Raw genomic sequence first — 17748 nt, 5'->3', positions numbered from 1 at the left:
CAGGATATGTATTTACCAGACCCGATCATGCTTGGTGACACGCGCTTGGGGCCTCCGGTTTTTCTGGCCCCGATGGCTGGTATCACCGACGTGCCGTTCCGGCGGGCTGTCGCACGCTTTGGTGCGGGATTGCTGGTCAGTGAAATGGTCGCATCCACCGAAATGGTCACGCCGCGCCCCTCGAACCGTGCATCCGTGCGGGCCAAGGCCCTGACCGAAGGCGCCTTGCCCGTCAGTGTGCAGATTGCCGGACGTGAACCCGAACCCATGGCCGAAACGGCGCGTATCGTCGAAGGCATGGGTGCCCGCGTGATCGACATCAATATGGGCTGCCCCACCAAAAAGGTGACGGGCGGTCTATCCGGTGCTGCTTTGATGCGCGATCTGGATCTGGCATTGTCGCTGGTTGATGCGGTTGTGGGTGCGGTCGATGTGCCGGTGACGCTGAAGATGCGGCTGGGGTGGGACGATGAGTGCCTGAATGCGGCGGAACTCTCGGCGCGGGCGCGTGATGCCGGTGTTGCCATGCTGACAGTGCATGGCCGTACGCGGTCGCAATTCTATAAGGGGCAGGCCGATTGGTCGGCCATTCGCGCCGTCGCCGATCTGGCAGGTCGTCCGCCGCTGGTGGCCAATGGCGATGTGGTCGATGCCGAAAGCGCCCGTCAGGCCTTGGCGCAATCAGGGGCAGAGGCCGTGATGGTCGGACGTGGCGCCCAAGGTGCGCCCTGGCGTCTGGCGCAGATCGCGCATGAACTATGGGGCACGCCTGCGCCGGTCATTCCGCGCGGTCACGCTTTGGCCGATCTGGTGCAGGACCATTACGAAGACATGATGGATTTCTATGGCCCCGAACTGGGCCTGCGCGTCGCCCGCAAACATCTGGGCTGGTATGCCGATGCCAATGACGCACCGCTGCGTGCCCAGATGCTGCGCGCCGAAACACCTGCGGCCACCATCGCGCTGATCCGCACCGCTTTTACCGACGCCCCGGGGCAGGAGGCTGCATGACCCACCGCCCCAAGGATTTCATCCAGGCCACTACCGGCCCCGGGCTGGACGCGCTGCCGATGCCGGCGCTGGTTCTGGATGACAAGGGGCGTGTTGCCGCGATGAATGATGCGGCGGAAATCTGGTTGAACATCTCGCGCACCTCGACTTTGGGGAAGGCGCTGGACGGCGATGATATGGCGACGCGCCTGCGGATCGCCCCCAGCCTGCGTCCGCTGATGGGCCGCGTTCTGGCCAGCGACGAGGCATTGTATCAAAACGCTGTCCGGTTCGAGATCGGCGACCGCGCAGGTGGCCATCAGGCCCGCCGCGCTGCCGTTCATGCCGCCCCCGCACCTGATACCGGCGGTGCAGTGATTTTCCTGATCATTCCGCAAGATGATGACAGCATGCATCAAAGCCGCAGCGTCCGCAGTGCTGCGCGCAGTGCCATCGGCATGTCTGAAATGCTGGCCCATGAAATCAAGAACCCGCTGGCGGGCATCCGTGGTGCCGCACAACTGATGGCAATGAACGCGACACCCGAAGATCGGGAAATGGCGGAAATGATCGTCAGCGAATCGCGCCGCATCGTTGCCCTGCTGGAACAGGTGGAACGCTTTGGCGACACCTCGGCGCCAAAGCTGGCGGCGCTGAATGTGCATGACGTGCTGGAACAGGTGCGCCGGTCCTCGACCGTCGGGTTCGGGCGCGATGTGGCGATTGTCACAGATTATGACCCTTCGCTGCCGCCCGCGCTGGCGGATGCCGACCAGCTGACGCAGGTCTGTCTGAATCTGGTAAAAAACGCATCCGAGGCGCTGTCGGGCAAGGCAGGGGGCTGCATCAAGCTGCGCAGCTTTTATGACCACACGCTGCGCCTGCCGCCCGATGACAACGATCCCACAGGCCGCCCCTTGCCCCTGCAGATCGAGATCGAGGACAACGGACCGGGCTTTCCCGTCAATATCGCCGATCAGGTGTTCGAACCCTTTGTGTCGGGTCGTGAAAACGGCACGGGACTGGGTCTGGCACTGGTCAGCAAAATCATCACCGACCATGGCGCGCTGATCCGCGTGGACAGCCGCCCCGGTCGCACTGTGTTTCGCATTTCACTGCCCAAGGCATAAGGACCGACCCCATGGACGGAACCGTTCTGATCGCTGACGATGACCGCACAATCCGCACCGTGCTGACGCAGGCGCTGACACGCGCGGGGTGTCGCGTTCATGCAACGGGCAGCCTTGCCCAATTGTCCAAATGGGTCGAGGAAGGCCGCGGCGATCTGGTCATCACCGACGTGATGATGCCCGACGGTAATGGTATCGACCGCATCCCCGCCATCCGCGAGGCACGCCCCGACCTGCCGGTTATCGTCATTTCCGCGCAGAACACCATCGTCACCGCCATCCGCGCGACCGAGGCAGAGGCTTTCGAATATCTGCCCAAGCCCTTTGATCTGCCGGACCTGATGACCAAGGCCAATCAGGCCCTGTCGCGTCGTCCGCGCAAATCGGACCCGCTGCCCGAACCCTTGCCCACCCCGCGCGAGGCGGCTGATCCGGCCATGCCGCTGATCGGTCATGCGCCCTCGATGCAGGCGCTGTTCCGGATGGTGGCACGGGTGCTGAACGCCGACCTGCCGGTGATCATCGCGGGCGAGGCGGGGGTCGGCAAAACCACCATCGCGCGGTCTTTCCACGAACTTTCGGACCGCCGTGATCAAGGGCTGGCCTTCCTGACCTCGGCCGATGCGGGCGAGGATGCGATTGCCCGCGCCGTCGACAAGGCCCGTGGCGGCACCATCATCATCGAAAACCCCGCCGGTTTTGACCCTGCCGCACAAGCCCGTCTGATCGGCATGATCGAGGTGATGGAATCAGGTCCCGACCGCACCAGCGCCCCGCGGATCGTAACGACCACCGGTGCCGATCCGCAGGCCGATGTCAGCAGCGGACGGTTGCGGTCGGATTTGTATTACCGTCTGGCCGGTGTCACCGTCAGCGTGCCGCCTTTGCGCGCCCGCGTCGATGACATCCTGCCGCTGGCCGCGCATCTTCTGGCACGCGCGGTGGCACACGGGTTGCCCGAACGCGAACTGTCGGATGATGCGGCATCGATGCTGCGCGCCCATCCTTTTCCCGGCAACGTGCGCGAACTGGAAAACATGATGCGCCGTCTGGCCCTGACCGCCAGCGGCCTGACCATCAACAGCGCAGAAATGCGCGAAGCCCTTAGCCAGCAATCCAACAGCGGACGCAGCGCAAGTCCCGCGCCCGTCAGCATGTCCGCCCCGCCCATGCCCGAACCTGCGGGGGCAGCGCCTGCACCCTCGAACAGTTCGCGTCTGTCGGATTCGGTGGAATCACATCTGCAGCGTTACTTCGATCTGCATGGGGACGCGCTGCCGCCTCCGGGGTTGTATGACCGCATCCTGCGCGAGGTCGAGCGGCCTTTGCTGCAGGTCGCGCTGGATGCGACCGGCGGAAACCAGCTGCGTTGCGCCGATCTGCTGGGAATTAACCGCAATACCCTGCGTAAGAAACTGACCGAGCTGAATATCGAGGTGACACGGCGTCGCAAACTGATGTAAAACCGCCACATGGCGCAGCGCAAAGGTCACGCGCTGCCCGCCAATCAAAGCCGCGCAGACGGCGAGTGGGGGTTATGACAGGCCTGATATCAGGGCTTAGCTGGGACAGGCTGGCCCGTATCCGATTGCCACGCCAATGGCGATGGTCTTTGACTTTGGGCATTACCCTGACCGGCGTCGTGCTGGCCATTGCCACATTGATTGTCATGGGACCCTTCGACCGCAAGATGCAGGGCGAAACCCTGCGGATGATCCTGCTGGCCGATCTGTCCTATCTGCTTGTCCTGATCGGTTTCATCGTCGCCCGTATGGCCCGCCTGATTTCGGTGCGCCGTAGGTCGGGTCCCGCTTCGAAGCTGCATGGCCGTTTGGTGCTGATCTTTGGTGGACTGGCGCTGGTGCCGACGGTTCTGGTCGCGCTGTTCGCAGGCTTTCTGGTCAATATCGGGCTGGAGGGTTGGTTTTCCGACCGCGTGCAGCAGGTCGTCACCACATCGCAGGCCGCAGCCGAGGCCTATCAGGCCGAACACCGCAGCGACCTGTCGCAGGATGCCCGTGCCTTGGCCGGTGTTCTGACACAGGCCGGTCGGGCGAACCCGCTGATTCAGGACGGCGAAATGCGCCAGTTGCTGGCGCAGGGTCAGGGCCTGATCCAGCGCGGCCTGCGCGAGGCTTATATCATCAACGGCGCCGGTGAAATCCGCGCCCGCGGCGAACGAAGCTATCTGTTCTGGTACGAAGCGCCTACCAGTGACCAGCTGGACCTTGCCCAATCCGAAGGCCTGACCCTGATCGAGGATTGGGATAACGACGAATTCCGCGCCCTTGTCGCACTGCCCCCTTTGGCCGACCGCTATCTTTATGTGACGCGCGATGTCGACGGCAGCCTGCTGGGCCTGCTGGATGACACCCGCGCCACCGTCGGCGATTACCGCCAGCTGGAGGAGATGCGTTCGCAGGTTCTACTGGAGTTTTCGCTGGTCTATCTGGGATTTGCGCTGCTGCTGGTGGCGGCGGCGATCTGGCTGGGCCTTTGGTTTGCCAGCCGCCTGTCGCGCCCGATCGGGCTGCTGGCGCGGGCCAGCGAACAGGTCGGGCAGGGCAATCTGGACCTGCAAATCCCCGAACCCAAAACCGGCGATGAAATCCAGACGCTTGGGCAGTCCTTTAACCGCATGACCCGCCAGCTGAAAACGCAACGCGAGGAACTGATCGAAAGCTATCGCATCAGCGACGAACAGCGGCGGTTGTTCGACAACGTTCTGACCTCGGTCACATCGGGGGTCATCGGGCTGGATGCGGCGGGGGAAATCGACTTCGTCAACCGCTCGGCCTCTCGTTTGTTAGGGCTGGATGCCAAGGGCGATATTGACGCACTGTTGTCACAGGCGGTGCCGGAATTCGCCCCCTTGTTCGACCGCCTGTCGGGATCGGTTGCCGAGACAATTCAGGACGAAGTCCGCATCATCCGCGAAGGCCGCAATGAAAGCCTGCTGGTCCGCATGGCTGTGCGTCGCACCGCCGATGGCGCATTGGAGGGTTTTGTGGTCGCCTTTGATGATGTCACCGAACTGGTCAGTGCCCAACGCATGGCCGCATGGGGGGATGTCGCCCGCCGCGTGGCGCATGAAATCAAGAACCCGCTGACCCCGATCCAGCTGTCAGCCGAACGCATCCGCCGCAAATTCGGACCATTGGCACCGGATGCGGAACGGGCCGCGCTGGAACAATACACCGATGTGATCATCCGCCAGACAGGCGATCTGCGTCGCATCGTCGATGAATTCAGCCGCTTTGCCCGCATGCCCGAACCCGACCGCGCCGAGACCGATATGGCAGCACTGCTGCGCGATGTCGTGCTGTTGCAGCAGGATGCGCTGAACGACGCGCTGATCGTCGATATCCCCGACGAACCGGTCATTGTCGATTGCGACGGCGGCATGCTGCGTCAGGCTCTGACCAACCTGCTGAAAAACGCGGGCGAGGCGGTCGAGGAACGCGCCAAGGCCGAAGCCGGCACCTTCCAGCCGCGCATCCGTGTGCAGATGGAATTGCAGCCTGAACTGGTGTGCATGCGGATCACCGATAATGGCTCGGGGTTGCCTGCCGACCGGACGCGGCTGTTCGAACCCTATGTCACGATGAAAAGCCAAGGCACCGGCCTTGGCCTGCCCATCGTCAAGAAGATCGTCGAGGAACATGGCGGCAGCCTGTCCCTGACGGATGCGCCCGACAGGCCGGGCGCCATGGCCGAGATCCGGCTGCCACGGGAGCGGCACCCGCTGCGCGCGCCCCAACGCAAGAGCAGACAAGAAAAAGACGAGGCGACACTATGAGCGATATTCTGATCGTCGATGACGAACGGGACATCCGCGAACTGATCGCGGACATTCTGAAAGACGAAGGTTTCGAAACCCGACTGGCTGCCAACTCTGACGAGGCGGTGGCGGCCATGAACGAACAGGAACCTTCGTTGATGATTCTGGACATCTGGCTGAAAGACAGCCGCATGGACGGGATCGACATCCTGAAACAGGTCAAGCGCAACAATCCCGATGTGCCGGTGATCATCATTTCGGGGCATGGCAATATCGAAATCGCGGTCGCGGCCATCAAGCAGGGCGCCTATGATTTCATCGAAAAGCCGTTCAACATCGACCAGTTGATGGTCGTCATCAATCGCGCAATGGAAACCAGCCGCCTGCGTCGGGAAAACAGCAGCCTGCGCCGTGGTGGTGACAAAGCCACCGAAATGCTGGGCCATTCGGTTGCCTTCAAACGGTTGCGCGACGGGTTGGATAAGGTGTCGCGGTCGAATGGCCGCGTGATGCTGGCGGGCGAACCGGGCACGGGCAAGGAAATGGCCGCGCGCTATATCCACGCCCACAGCCCGCGTACATCGGCCCCGTTCATCACCGTGCCCTGCGCCACCATCGAACCCGAACGGATGGAGGAGGTCCTGTTTGGCCGCGAATCCCCTGAACGCGGGATCGAGCCTGGCCTGCTGGAACAGGCGCATGGGGGCATCATCTATTTCGACGAAGTGGGCGATATGCCTCTGGGCACCCAGCCCAAGATCCTGCGCGTGCTGACCGAACAGCAATTCGTGCGGGCAGGGGGCGCGGATCGCGTGCGCGTCGATCTTCGTGTGCTGTCATCGACCAACCGCGATCTGGTGGCCGAAATCTCCGCAGGGCGCTTCCGTCAGGAATTGTTCGACCGGCTGAACGTAGTGCCCTTGGCCGTCCCCTCGCTTGCCGAACGGCGCGAGGATGTGGCGATTCTGGCGCGGCATTTCATCGACCAGTTCCACACCACACAGGGTCTGACCCCGCGCGATCTGCCCGAAGATACGGTGGCCGCGCTGCAATCCATGCGCTGGCCCGGCAACATCCGCCAGCTGCGTAATGTGATCGAACGCGTGCTGATTCTGGCCGAGGAAACCGGCCCGATCCAACCCTGCGAGCTGGAACCCCAAGGTGCCACCCCCGACAATACCGAGGCGCTGAGCCTTGGCCCCCAAGTCACCGCCATGGCCCTGCGCGAAGCCCGCGAGATGTTCGAACGCGAATATCTGGTGGCCCAGATCAACCGCTTTGGCGGCAATATCAGCCGCACCGCGCAATTCGTCGGAATGGAACGCAGCGCATTGCATCGCAAGCTGAAATCCTTGGGCGTTGTCGGCGGCATGCGCAGCGATGAAGACATGATCATGGGCAAGTAATGCCGTGATGCTTCGGGGCAGTGGTGCTTGCATGCGCCACCGCCCCGTCATAGGCAGGGGATTGCGCCCCCAGATCGGGCGCGGACGGCAAGAGGGCTGTGGATGAAAATCATCATTTGCGGGGCCGGACAGGTCGGCTGGCAGATTGCGCGGCACCTGTCGGGTGAACGGAACGATGTCACCGTCATCGACAATAACCCCGACCTGATTCGCCGCGCGACCGACGCGCTGGACGTTCAGGGTGTGACCGGTTTTGCCAGCCACCCCGATGTGCTGGACCGTGCAGGTGCGCGGGACGCCGATCTGATCATCGCCGCGACCCATTCGGACGAGGTGAATATGGTCACCTGTCAGGTGGCCCATTCCGTGTTTCAGGTGCCGCGCAAGATTGCCCGCCTGCGCAGCGGGGCCTATCTGGATGCGATCTATTCCGATCTTTACCGCACCGAACATCTGCCCATCGACGTTGTCATCAGCCCCGAACGCGAGGTGGCGCTGTCGGCGCTGCAACGCTTGTCCGCGCCCTCGACCTTTGATGTCGAAACCTTCATGGACGGCAAGATCCATATGCTTGGCATCGACCTTGAACCCGATTGTCCCGCACTGAACACGCCGCTGCGCCAGCTGACGGAACTGTTTTCCAGCCTGCGCGCCATTGTTGCCGGTGTTCGCCGCGAAGGACGCTTGTTCGTTCCTGTAGCGGGCGATCAGCTGTTCGCCCATGACCAGATCTATATCTTCAGCCATGTCGATGACGTGGCCCGCACGCTGGATATCTTCGGCAAGCCACCACAAAAACAGGAACGCCTGACGATCATCGGCGCGGGCAATGTCGGTCTCGCGGTGGCGCAGGCGCTGGAAAACCGCCCCGACCGGATTCGTGCCAAGCTGATTGAACGCGACCGTTATCGCGCCGAATTCGCCGCCGACAGGTTGGAGCGGACAATTGTCCTGAACGGTGACGGCTTGTCGGCAGAACTGTTGGAAGAAGCCGGCGTGCCGCAGGCGGATGCCGTGCTGGCTGTAACGGATGATGACAAGACAAACATCCTTGCCTCGGTCCGTGCCAAACAGGCGGGGGCCAAGATGGCCATCGCGTTGATCAACGACCCGACGCTGGTGCCTTTGATGGGCGCGCTGGACATCGACGCCTATATCAACCCGCGTGCCACGACGGTGTCGACCATTCTGCGCCATATCCGCCATGGCCGTGTGCGCGACATCTATTCCGTCGGCGATGCCGAGGCTGAGGTGATGGAGGCGCAGGTCCTGTCCACCAGCCCCATGTCGGGCCGCGCGATCCGTGATATCGAATTCCCCGAAGGGGCGCTGCTGGGCGGTGTCCGCAAGGGCGATAAGGTGATCAGACCGATGGCCGATACCCGCATCGAGGAAGGCGACATCGTCCTGATCTTTGCCATGACCAAAGATGTCCATGAGGTCGAACGCCTGCTGCAAGTTTCGATCGATTTCTTCTAGGGGCGCGCCATGATCCGCATCCTCCAACGCCTGCCGCTTATGATTCTGCTAAGCGGGATTGTCGCGCTGACGATGCTGGTTCCGGCCTCTTTCGCGTCGGTGACGGGGGATGCGGCCATCGCACGGACGTTTTTCTATGCGGCCCTGTTCATCCTGACTTTCTGCGGATTGATCGGGGTCGCAACCCATGCCAACCCCCGCCCGCAGCGGTCGCGCGAAACGCTGTTGACGATGCTGGGGGTCTTCGGGCTGCTGCCGCTGCTGATGGCGCTGCCCTTTGCCGAAAGCCTGCCCGACACCGGATTTTTCAACGCATGGTGGGAAATGGTGTCGTCGCTGACCACGACGGGGGCCTCGCTCTATTCGGCGGATCTTTTGCCTGCACCGCTGCATCTGTGGCGGTCTGTGGTCGGCTGGATGGGGGGATTTTTCGTGCTGGTGTCGGCTGTGGCCATTCTTGCGCCCCTGCGTGTCGGCGGGTTCGAGATTATGTCCAGCCCCTATGGCCGCGACGAATTCGTGCAGCAATTGCCGAAATCATCTGACCCGCGCGGGCCGGTGTCGCATCTGTCGGACCCGCGCCATGCCAGCCGCACCTCTGACCCCAGTGTGCGTCTGGTCCGCGCGGCCATGCAGGTCGGCCCGCTTTACGGGGCGCTGACGCTGGTTCTGTGGATCGGCCTGCTGTTGCTGGGCGACCCCGCATTTGTGGCGCTGACCCGCGCGATGGGCACCCTGTCCACATCGGGTATTTCCCCTGTCCTTGGCCAGACCGGCGAACTGTCCGGCGTTGCGGGTGAAATGCTGATTTTCGTCTTTCTGCTGCCCGCCCTGTCACGCCGTTTCTGGCCGGGGGGCAGTGAATTGCGTGCCACCGAAAAACTGCGCGAGGATCCCGAACTGCAACTGGCCGCAGCCATGGTGCTGGTGGTCACGGTGGTGCTGTTCCTGCGCCATTTTCTTGGGGCGATCGATGTGGCCAGCGCAGGGCCGCAGATGCCTTTGGGGCTGCGTGATATCGCCAATGGTCTGTCGGCGATGTGGGGGGTGATGTTCAACGCCCTCAGCTATCTGACGACGACGGGGTGGAATTCGGTTGATTGGCAGGGTGCGCGGGCGTGGTCGGGCCTGGGTGCACCGGGGTTGATCCTGGCGGGACTGGCGATGATGGGCGGCGGGATTGCCACCACGGCAGGCGGCGTAAAATTGCTGCGCGTCTATGCCCTTGCCCGCCACGGCGAACGCGAGATGGAACGGATCATCCACCCCAGCTCGGTTTCGGGCGGGGGGCGGATTGCCCGCCGTTTGCGCCGCGAAGGCGCCTATCTGGCGTTTATCTTTTTCATGCTGTTTGCTATGTCGATTGCTGCGGTTGTCACCTTGGTGTCGATCCATGCCATCGAATTCGAAACCGCGACCATCCTGTCCATTGCTGCCCTGACGAACACCGGCCCGCTGGCCGCGGTCATCCCCCTGACGCCCGCGTTCGAGGCCAGCGCAGGCATCGCATCGGCCCCGTGGGAAGGATGGTCAGGCCTGCCTGCCTTTACAAAAGTGGTACTTGCCTTTGCCATGATCCTTGGCAGAATCGAGACTCTGGCCGTTCTGGCGCTGTTTTCACCGGAATTCTGGCGGAAATAACGCGGGGGTGTGGCCTAAATGTTGACCTTGGCCGTCAGCAAAATGTCACGCGCTTGCATGGGGTGTCACAACGCCCTAGATGTTGTCTGGACGGGGACAGTGAAAAACGGACGAAAACAAATGGCTGGCGACAAGCAGAACCTGCAGGACGCATTCCTGAACCATGTCCGCAAGGCAAAGGTGCCAGTCACCATTTTCCTGATTAATGGCGTCAAACTGCAGGGCGTCATCACCTGGTTCGATAATTTCTGTGTGCTGCTGCGCCGCGATGGGCAGTCGCAGCTGGTCTATAAGCATGCGATCAGCACGATCATGCCCGGACAGCCCATCAGCCTGTATGAAGGCGAGGATTGATTGGCCGAACTGACACCTACCGAAGAAAAGCCGACCCGTGCCTATGTTATTCATCCCGATCTAGGACGTGCCCGCACCCAGCGGCGCATGCCGGAACGGTCGCTGGCCGAAGCTGTGGCACTTGCCGAAGCTTTGCCCGGAATCGAGATGATCGGGCAAGAGGTCGCCAACCTTCGTGAACCCAACCCCGGAACATTGTTCGGGAAGGGTAAAGTTGCTGAAATCGGTGAACGTCTGAAGCAGATCGAGGCCGAGCTGGTCCTGGTCGATGGCAACGTCACGCCCGTCCAGCAACGCAATCTGGAAAAGGAATGGGGCGTCAAGCTTCTGGACCGGACCGGACTTATTCTGGAAATCTTTGCCGACCGCGCCCGCACCCGCGAAGGTGTGTTGCAGGTAGAACTGGCTGCGCTGTCCTATCAACGGACGCGGCTTGTGCGGGCATGGACCCACCTTGAACGCCAGCGTGGTGGTCTTGGCTTTGTCGGTGGCCCCGGCGAAACCCAGATCGAGGCTGACCGTCGGGCCATTGACGAACAGATGACCCGCCTGCGCCGCCAGCTGGAACGTGTGGTGAAAACCCGCACGCTGCACCGTGCATCGCGGGCCAAGGTGCCTTATCCGATTGTGGCCTTGGTCGGCTATACAAACGCCGGTAAATCGACCCTGTTCAACCGCCTGACGGGGGCCGAGGTTTTCGTGAAAGACATGCTGTTTGCGACGCTGGACCCGACCATGCGCTCGATCAGCCTGCCTGACGCATCGGGGGGCAATTCGGGCCGCAAGATTATCCTGTCGGACACCGTGGGGTTCATCAGCGACCTGCCAACCGAACTGGTCGCCGCATTCCGCGCCACGCTGGAGGAGGTTCTGGAAGCCGACCTGATCCTGCATGTCCGCGACATCAGCCACCCTGAAACCGAAGAACAGGCCGGAGACGTGGCCGAGATTCTGGACAGTCTGGGCGTGGATGAAGACGTCGCTGCGATCGAGGTCTGGAACAAGATCGACGCCCTAGGCGAAGACACCCGTTTGGCGTTGCGCCGTACGGATGCCCGCACCGAAGGCGTGCAGGCGGTCAGCGCATTGTCGGGCGAAGGTCTGGACGATCTGATTGCCGCCATCGACCAGCAACTGGCCGAGGTTCTGGACGAAGCCAAGACCGAAGCCGATCTGACGCTGGCCTTCGATGATGGCCGTCGCCGTGCATGGCTGCACGAGGCGGGCGTGGTCGAAAGCGAAGGTGCCTCGGAGGACGGCTTGGTGTTCCATGTCCGTTGGACCGAACGCCAGAAAGCAACATATGAGGCGATTGGCCGGACAAGCCGCCCCAAACGCGATTATCTGGATGATTGAAAAAGAGCGCCCCTTCGGGCGCCTTTTTTAATTACGCGGCTGTCATCTCTTTTTCCCACGGCGGGTTTGCACCCGGACGCGATACGGTGATCGCGGCGGCCTTGGCCCCCAGCGTCAGTGCGACATGGATCTGGTCTTCGGTGATTGCCGCGATCCCCGATTTCGACAAGATACCCTGACGGTCAAGGCTGGCCAGCACGCCCGCGTTGAAGGTATCGCCCGCGCCGATGGTATCGGCCACGGTCGTCCGCACGGCAGGTGCGCTGACCGTCGGGCCGTCCCAGATCGCTTTGGCACCGGATTCGCCACCCGTTTGCAGAACCATCTTTGCACCAGCGGCCAGAACCTGACGCGCGGCATCTTCGGGGCTAAGGCCCGGGTGTAGCCATTCCAGATCATCCGAGGACAGCTTGACGATATCTGCCATCGGCAGCAGGCGTGCCAGACGGGCGCGATAGGCATCGGGATCGGTGATAAAGAACGGGCGGATGTTGGGGTCGATCATGACGGGCAGGCGGTCATGGTGTTCGGTGATCAGCGCCTCGATCGTGGCACCGCAGGGATCGGGCACCAGACTGATGCCGCCCGCGAACAGCGCCGTCACCGTATCGGGCAGGGGGGCAATGTCTTCGCTGTTCATCATGCGGCCAGCCGATCCTTCGTCATAAAAGGAATACTGCGCCTCGCCGTTGGTCAGGGTGACAAGGGCCAGCGTGGTCAGACGGTCGGTGCGCGGGCACAAGTCGATATTGACGCCTGCCTCGGTCAGGGGGCGCATGATCACATCCCCGAACGGATCGCGGCTGATGGGCCAAAGATAGCCGGTATCACGGCCCAGGCGGCCAAGCGCGATGGCAGTATTATAGACCGCACCACCTGCCAACGGACGGAAAACGCCGTCTTGCGGCACCATATCGATCAGCGATTCACCTGCACACAAAATCATGACGCGCCCCTTTTCAGCCTGTCAGCCCTGTTATGATCTGGCCAGATACATGAAAACTGCTAACGCTACCAGCGCCACGACCACAGCACCGGTGATTTTCCAGATCGACCACGGACGTTCCCCCGACACACGCCCCGATTGGCCGTTCACTACAAAGCGATAGCTTTTTTTGTTATAGCGATAGGCGGCGGTCCAGATGGGCAACAGGATATGCTTGAACGTCTCGGCGCGGAAATCGCTGCTGATATTGTCGATACGCTGGTGGTCGCCGCCGATATCGCGCCGCGCGTCCGAGGCGATGACCTGTGCCATCTGTCCCCGCGCCGATTGGTGCCCGGTGGCAAGGGGGGTGGTATAGCCCTCGGCCTCGAACCCCGACAGGAAGGCGGGGCGGTAATCGGCCAGTTGCGCCAGATCCCACGGCATCAGGGCTTGGGTCATTGTGGCGGGAAGGGCCGTCGAGGCGGGCACCAGAACATCGTTGAAATCCCGCGCGACCTGACCCGACACATTCCGCCAGCGGATCTTGGGCACCTGTTTGGCCACACGTTGACGGCGACCGTTGATTTCCTGCGTGACATAGACGGTTTCATAATAGGTATCGCCGCGCTGACCGCGATAGCTGCTGCGCGTGCTGGCATCAAAGGTCCAGAACGGCGAATAGATACCGGTCAACCGTCGGTCCTTGCGGGCATAGGCGGTCAGTCCTGATGGCGCGAACCACAGCCCGCCCAGCCAGTTTTTCATCGCCTGCTTGGCCTGTTCTTCGGTTAGTGCAAAGGGCAGCACGCCTTGCGGTTTGATCCGGCGGGTCGCGCCTGTATCGGTGACCACGGGTGTGGCGCAGAACGGACAGGTGCTGGCATGATGGTCATCGTCCAGATCGACCCGCGCGCCGCAATTGGGGCAGGACAGGGTGCGTACGGTCTGGGTGATATCGCTGGAAGCGGCATCAAGATGCAGACCCTTTTCCAGCGGAATTTCCACCAGTTGCGGGGCCTTATGGCTGGCGTCCCATTGCAGGTCGCCGTGCTGTGTCTGGCTGCCCGGTGCGCGGGCAGGGCCCGGACCGATGTCCTGTTGATGCCCGCAGTAATCGCAGACAAGCACCTGCTGGCCGGGTCGGAAGCGCAGGCTGGCCCCGCATTGCGCGCAGGGAAAACGATGTTCGGCGTTTGACATCAGCCGGGCAGGGGCGGCGGCATCATGGTGAACAGCTGCGCCAGTTCGGCGACATCCTCGGCGGGCAGCCAGCCGTCCTGACCGGGTGTCCAGACCAGCGTTTCACGGGTAAAGCTGCCCTCGGCCACCAGACGTCCCAGGTGGCCGCGACCGTAAGGCCCCTGTGCCTGACCCGATATGGCAACATGCCAGACGGTTTCCACAGCGCGGTTGGGCAAAAGCGGCGGTGCTGCGGGGGCGGCTTGTTGCTGGGGCACAGCCCCCCAAGGGCCGCTGCGTGCCATTCCCATCGCAGCACCCATGGCCGCGCCGAAACCGGCCCCCGCACCGCTTTGGTTCTGGGCAGCATTCATCATCGCCTCCGACACGGCATATTGGCCGAACCGGTCCAGATCGCCGATGATTCCCATCGAGGTCCGCTTATCCAGCATTTTTTCAACCTCGGCGGGCAGGCTGACGTTCTCGATATAGAACTCCGGCAGGGTCAGGCCATAGGTTTCGATCACCGGCTGGATAGCTTTGGCGACCAGCGTGGCCAGCTGGGCCGTATTGGCCGCCATATCCAGCACGGGGATGTTAGCCGACGCGATTGCCCGCGAAAACTCCTGCACAATCACATTGCGGATCTGCAAAGTTATCTCGTCTTTGGTGAAATCACCATCGGTGCCGACAATTTCGGACATGAACCGCGCAGGGTCGGTCACGCGCATCGAATAGGTACCAAAGGCCCGCAAACGCACCGGCCCGAATTCGGGATCGCGGGCGATAATTGGATTGCGGGTGCCCCATTTCAGATCGTTGAAACGGGTTTTATTGACGAAATACACCTCGGATTTGAAAGGGCTGCGAAAGCCGTGGTCCCAATGTTGCAGCCGCGTCAGGATCGGCAGGTTGTTGGTTTCCAACAGATACAGACCGGGTCCAAAAACATCGGCCAGCTGGCCTTCATGCACGAAAACCGCCGCTTGCCCTTCACGCACGGTCAGCTTGGCACCGTATTTGATGGCATGGCCAACCGTGTCGAAACGCCAGACCATCGTGTCACGATTGTCGGCGGTCCATTCGATGACGTCGATAAATTCGCCGCCAAGAATGTCGAAAATGGACATGGGCATATTCCCTTCGTTTCACCGTCCCCGAGGGTCCGGCTTTGCAGTTTAAGCAGCTTCGCCCAACAGCTCTGACGCGATCTGGCGGACAATCGGGGCGGCCTGCGCTTCGGTCATGCCGGGGCGCAAGCGACGGTCATAAAGGATCTGCAACAGCAATTCGTCGTGTCGCGTCAGCAGGGCGAATTCTTCGTCATCGTTGAAAATGGACGGACGCGCCGCCGGACTGTCATTTGCCAGACCCATGCCTTGGGCGATTTCTTCGTGGATGCAGGATGTCCGCAGCAAGGGGGGCAGCTCGGCGCGGATAATGGCAACCGCATGGGCATATTCGCTGGCATTCCCTTTGGAATAGGCGAACACCGTGCAACTGATCGCGGGCGGAAGATCGGCCAGAATGGCAATGTCGCTGGCAGGAATACCAGGCACCAGTTCGGCCAGTCGGGGACCGATGGCGCGACGTTCATCCTCGGATAGGATCAGCACGGGGAAATTACCACGATCGGCGGTCATGGTCACGGGGTGACGCGTGGCACTGGACAGGCGGTTGGCAAAACCTGCCACCTCGGACCGCCACGCTGGGCGGGCGGCGATTTCGGTCGAGGCACCGAATTCCAGTTGCACGCGCACCGGCTGTTCCCAGCGGCGCAGGGGGGCAGTGCGCGCTTGGGACACCAGACCGTCACCGCTGCGGCTGTATTCATCGCGCAGGGCAATGGCGATAAAATCGCGGGTCAGGGATTCTGCGGTGATCGGCGCGTCTTGCGGCACGCGGTCGCGGCGCAATTTGCCCTGCGCGATCAAACGCCGCTGCATGGCACCGTAATAATCGCTTTGCGTCTGGCTTGCTGCACTGGCCGAGGTTTGTACTGCATTGGCCGCGCGATTGCGTTCGGCACGTGCCTTGCGCAATTCGGCCTGCGTCGGTTGATTGGGTTGTTCGATCGCCGGACGCGGGTCGGGGCGGTCCGAAGTGACAGCCTCGGGGGTGGGGTCTTTGGCGCAGGCGGTCAGCAAGACAAGCGCACCGGATGCAAGCAGGCTGCATCCGGAAATGGCGGATCGGATCATCGCGGCCCCCCGTCGGAAACTGCCTTGTCCAGACGCGGGGCCGATGCGGCTGCCAGCGTGTCACGCAGTTCGGCCTCCATCTGGGTCAGGTCGTTTTCGGCGGCGGCGCGGCGGGCGCGGCCTTCGTCGGCGATCCGCAAGCTGTCTTCGATGGTGGCGATCAGCTGGGCATTGGCGGTTTTGACGGATTCGATGTCAAAGACGCCACGTTCGGTTTCCGCGCGGATGGTGGCATTGGCCTGACGCAGGTTGTCGGCGTTGCGGGTCAGCAGTTCATTGGTCAGATCGCTGGCCTCGCGCACGGCGCGGGCGGCTTCGGCACTGCGCTGGATGGTGACAGCTTGGGCCAGCTGGGTTTCCCACAAGGGCACGGTGTTCACCAAGGTCGAGTTGATCTTGGTCACCAGCGACTTGTCGTTTTCCTGCACCAGCCGGATGGATGGCAGCGATTGCATCGTCACCTGACGGGTCAGTTTCAGGTCATGAACGCGGCGTTCCAAATCATCGCGCAAGGCACGCAGGTCGCGCAGTTCCTGCGCTTCGATCACCTGATCGGTCTGGGGCTGGGCTGCGACCTCTGCCTCCTTGGCAGGAATGACGTCACTGTCCAGTTCGTGCAGTTTTTCAGTGCCCGCCGCGATATACAGCGCCAGTTCGTCATAAAAGGTCAGCGTGCGATCATACAGCAGATCCAGCGATTTGATGTCTTTCAGCAGGGTCTGTTCATGGGTTTCCAGTTCGACCGAGATGCGGTCGATCTGCGTCTGCACATCTTCGTAATTGGCCACGAATTTGGCAAAGGGCGCGGAACGGCCCAGCAGTTTTTCCCACCAGCTGCGGGTGCGGCGGACGTCCAGTTCGGATGTGGAAAAGCCGCGGATGGTGGTGACCACTTCGCGCAGACTGTCACCGGCGGGGCCCGCTTCTTTGGACTTTACGTCGGCCAGCATCTGTTGGCTGATCTGTTGCAGACCCGACTGGGCGCGCGTGCCGAACCGCAGGATTGATCCTGAATCACGAATGTCGATTTCCGCCATACGGCTGCGAATGGCTTTGGCAGTGGCCTCATCGGCTTGGGTCAGGGCGACGGGCGCCTCGGCCGGTTGGGCCGGAAGATCCGAGGTGAGCGTCTCGATCTCTTTCTGGGTCGCTTCGGCGCGGCGGCGGGTATCGTCGGTCATCAAAATGTCCCCTTGTCAGCGATCCGTTTGGTAAAGCTGTTTTCTGCACAGCAGCATAAGTCGGAATCGCTGCACTTCAACGGCATAGCACAGGGAAAGTTTCCCGTCATTCTTGCCATAAA

General features: G+C 62.0%; 14 protein-coding genes. 9 read left to right on the top strand and 5 right to left on the bottom strand.

Annotation, left to right across the window (positions count from 1 at the left end; all coding sequences use genetic code 11):
- Positions 1-6: 6 nt before the first annotated feature.
- The 9 genes from dusB (at position 7) to hflX (ending at position 12137) form a co-directional block, all read left to right on the top strand.
- Complete coding sequence (gene dusB, locus DWB67_RS03425) at positions 7-1011, top strand: tRNA dihydrouridine synthase DusB (RefSeq protein ID WP_119806183.1); 1005 nt, start codon at positions 7-9, stop codon at positions 1009-1011.
- Complete coding sequence (locus DWB67_RS03420; RefSeq protein ID WP_119806065.1) at positions 1008-2120, top strand: nitrogen regulation protein NR(II); 1113 nt, start codon at positions 1008-1010, stop codon at positions 2118-2120. Before dusB ends, DWB67_RS03420 begins: the two co-directional genes overlap by 4 nt.
- Positions 2121-2131: 11 nt before the next feature.
- Positions 2132-3583 carry a sigma-54 dependent transcriptional regulator gene (locus tag DWB67_RS03415; protein WP_119806064.1) on the top strand — a complete coding sequence of 484 codons (1452 nt, stop codon included), beginning with the start codon at positions 2132-2134 and terminating at the stop codon, positions 3581-3583.
- Between the two features lie 74 nt (positions 3584-3657).
- The gene (locus DWB67_RS03410) at positions 3658-5919 is read left to right on the top strand and encodes a PAS domain-containing sensor histidine kinase (protein WP_119806063.1); all 2262 of its coding nucleotides are present in this window, start codon (positions 3658-3660) and stop codon (positions 5917-5919) included.
- A complete protein-coding gene (locus DWB67_RS03405; RefSeq protein WP_119806062.1) occupies positions 5916-7307 on the top strand; it encodes a sigma-54 dependent transcriptional regulator in 1392 nt (463 codons plus the stop codon). The genes DWB67_RS03410 and DWB67_RS03405 overlap by 4 nt, the downstream gene beginning before the upstream one ends.
- A 102-nt stretch (positions 7308-7409) precedes the next feature.
- Positions 7410-8786: a Trk system potassium transporter TrkA gene (gene trkA / locus DWB67_RS03400; RefSeq protein WP_119806061.1), complete on the top strand. Its 1377-nt coding sequence runs from the start codon at positions 7410-7412 to the stop codon at positions 8784-8786.
- 9 nt (positions 8787-8795) lie between these two features.
- The gene (locus DWB67_RS03395; RefSeq protein ID WP_255418525.1) at positions 8796-10427 is read left to right on the top strand and encodes a potassium transporter TrkG; all 1632 of its coding nucleotides are present in this window, start codon (positions 8796-8798) and stop codon (positions 10425-10427) included.
- 120 nt (positions 10428-10547) lie between these two features.
- Positions 10548-10781, top strand: a complete 234-nt coding sequence (hfq, locus tag DWB67_RS03390; protein WP_020949330.1) for an RNA chaperone Hfq — start codon at positions 10548-10550, stop codon at positions 10779-10781.
- Positions 10782-12137, top strand: coding sequence for a GTPase HflX (hflX, locus tag DWB67_RS03385; protein WP_119806060.1), 1356 nt, complete (start codon positions 10782-10784; stop codon positions 12135-12137).
- 31 nt (positions 12138-12168) lie between these two features.
- Here the strand turns inward: hflX and DWB67_RS03380 are convergent, their stop codons facing one another.
- Genes DWB67_RS03380 through DWB67_RS03360 form a run of 5 tightly spaced genes read right to left on the bottom strand, consistent with a single transcriptional unit; the run spans position 12169 to position 17626 of the window.
- Entirely contained in the window at positions 12169-13083 is a 915-nt protein-coding gene (locus tag DWB67_RS03380) for a carbohydrate kinase (RefSeq protein ID WP_119806059.1), read from the bottom strand.
- A 30-nt stretch (positions 13084-13113) separates the two neighbouring features.
- Positions 13114-14265, bottom strand: a complete 1152-nt coding sequence (locus tag DWB67_RS03375) for a zinc ribbon domain-containing protein (RefSeq protein WP_119806058.1) — start codon at positions 14263-14265, stop codon at positions 13114-13116.
- The gene (locus DWB67_RS03370; RefSeq protein WP_119806057.1) at positions 14265-15374 is read right to left on the bottom strand and encodes an SPFH domain-containing protein; all 1110 of its coding nucleotides are present in this window, start codon (positions 15372-15374) and stop codon (positions 14265-14267) included. The genes DWB67_RS03375 and DWB67_RS03370 overlap by 1 nt, the downstream gene beginning before the upstream one ends.
- 48 nt (positions 15375-15422) lie before the next feature.
- Positions 15423-16445 (bottom strand): DUF2927 domain-containing protein, encoded by a 1023-nt coding sequence (locus DWB67_RS03365; protein ID WP_119806056.1) that lies wholly within the window; start codon positions 16443-16445, stop codon positions 15423-15425.
- Positions 16442-17626: a toxic anion resistance protein gene (locus tag DWB67_RS03360; protein ID WP_119806055.1), complete on the bottom strand. Its 1185-nt coding sequence runs from the start codon at positions 17624-17626 to the stop codon at positions 16442-16444. Before DWB67_RS03360 ends, DWB67_RS03365 begins: the two co-directional genes overlap by 4 nt.
- Between the last annotated feature and the right edge of the window lie 122 nt (positions 17627-17748).

Origin of the sequence: Paracoccus sp. JM45, assembly GCF_003590715.1 — a bacterium.
In the GTDB taxonomy this organism is placed as follows: Bacteria; Pseudomonadota; Alphaproteobacteria; order Rhodobacterales; family Rhodobacteraceae; genus Paracoccus.
Note: the sequence above shows the minus strand (reverse complement) of the source record. Positions and strands in the feature narration are given on the sequence as shown.